3 protein-coding genes are annotated in these 1,552 nt (G+C 41.5%); 1 reads left to right on the top strand and 2 read right to left on the bottom strand.

Translation table 11 applies throughout. The features are described 5' to 3' along the window. Window positions 1–58, bottom strand: a 58-nt coding sequence (locus ACTNES_RS20770) for a DUF6783 domain-containing protein (protein WP_441040565.1), incomplete at its 3' end; no start/stop codon positions are given. Here ACTNES_RS20770 and ACTNES_RS20765 point away from each other — a divergent pair. After that, window positions 50–148, top strand: coding sequence for a DUF6783 domain-containing protein (locus ACTNES_RS20765; RefSeq protein WP_441040564.1), 99 nt, complete (start codon window positions 50–52; stop codon window positions 146–148). The genes ACTNES_RS20770 and ACTNES_RS20765 overlap by 9 nt on opposite strands. 170 nt (window positions 149–318) lie before the next feature. Here ACTNES_RS20765 and ACTNES_RS20760 read toward each other — a convergent pair whose 3' ends face one another. Next, the gene (locus ACTNES_RS20760) at window positions 319–1,434 is read right to left on the bottom strand and encodes an ATP-binding response regulator (protein ID WP_300333561.1); all 1,116 of its coding nucleotides are present in this window, start codon (window positions 1,432–1,434) and stop codon (window positions 319–321) included. Window positions 1,435–1,552: the final 118 nt, after the last annotated feature.

Raw genomic sequence — 1,552 nt, 5'->3', positions numbered from 1 at the left:
ATTTTGCCCGGATGAGGGCGCCGTAGCGGGCTACGGCAACTGAATTCGGGTGAAATATCCCGCAAAGTGGGGCGTGCAGATTGCGGGAATGATTTTTCAGACACGCTCTAGCTTCATGATCGACAATCAAGCGGATATTCGCAATTGAAGCAAGCGCTGATAATCGCCAGTTTTCCCTCATCTGTTTGTATGACTTTTCTTATAGAAATTATAGCAAAACTGATTTTACTTGTCATCAAAAACATTACCGTTTTAACGCCTGAAAACAAAAAAAGAACAGCCGATACATATACTCGAACTGTTCTCCTTCTTCCTCAGTCATGTCTCAATAATATATCCATCCATAACCGGCATCATAATATCCATCAGTACCACATCATACTCTCCCGGGTCTGCATCCAGATATGCGGATACAGCCTGCTCACCATCCATGGCAACTTCCACAAGAGCTCCGGCATCTTCCAGCATAAATTTTGCAATTTCAATATTTAGTTCGTTATCTTCCACCAACAGCACATGAATTCCAGAAAGATCCGGCGTATTTGTTTCCACAAACTCCGTTTTTTCTTCTTTTTGCTCCTGTTTTATGGGTTCTTCCTTATAAACTGATAGCGGGATCCTGATATTTACAGTTGTCCCTTTCCCTTCTTTGCTGGTGATCTCGATTGTACCATTCATCTGCTCCAGAAGCATTTTCACAATAGCCATTCCAAGTCCGGAACCTTTATACGTGGTTCTGGCATCATACCTTTCCTGGGAAAATGGTTCAAAAATATGTTTTATGAACTCTTCCTTCATGCCAATTCCGGTATCCACAACCTCAAAGATATATTCCACCTGTTCTTCTGAAATGACTTTCAGTTCATCCCGCCAGCATACTTCCCCCTCTGGGCAGTTATACTTAATGGCATTTCCAAGAATGTGCTGCAAAACCTCCTGAATACATGTGGTATTACCATATACATGCGGCCATGTCTCAATATTTTCCGGTGCTTTATGGATCAAATGTATTCCAAATTTCTGGGACTGTTCCCTAAAATTCCGGTCAAGGGAATTTACAATCTGTCTCAGGTCCACATTCTCATGCATATCAAGTACCTGTCCATTTTCCAGTTTACCCATTTCTATCAGGTTATCCATCATTTCCAGTAACTGTTTCACACATCCAGCAGCTTTCAATCGATTTTCTGCATTTTTTTCTTCATCTTTGCTTCTCTGGTTCACCTCAATAAACCCAAGGATTGCATTTAATGGTGTCCGGATATCATGTGACATATTATTCAGAAAAATCTGCTTAGCATAACTGGCCTGATGTGCCTGCATAAGGGCTCTTTGAAGAATCTGGTTATGCCTTGCCTCTGCCTGTGACAGCTTTTTCACAGACTGGTAACGAACTGCCAGAACGCAAAGTATCCAGGCTACAAAAATGCCCAAAAATAAATATACCTGAATTATTCACGGAACAGTATCTGAATTAAAAACTGAACCATGAACCCCAAAATTGTCCCATACAGCCATAATCCTCCTCGATACCCCTGTCAAAAGGGTATAG

It is taken from the genome of Blautia sp. HCP3S3_D9 (assembly GCF_052063845.1).
GTDB lineage: Bacteria > Bacillota > Clostridia > Lachnospirales > Lachnospiraceae > Blautia_A.
The sequence above is the reverse complement of the archived record's forward strand: the minus strand, read 5'-3'. Positions and strand labels throughout refer to the sequence as shown.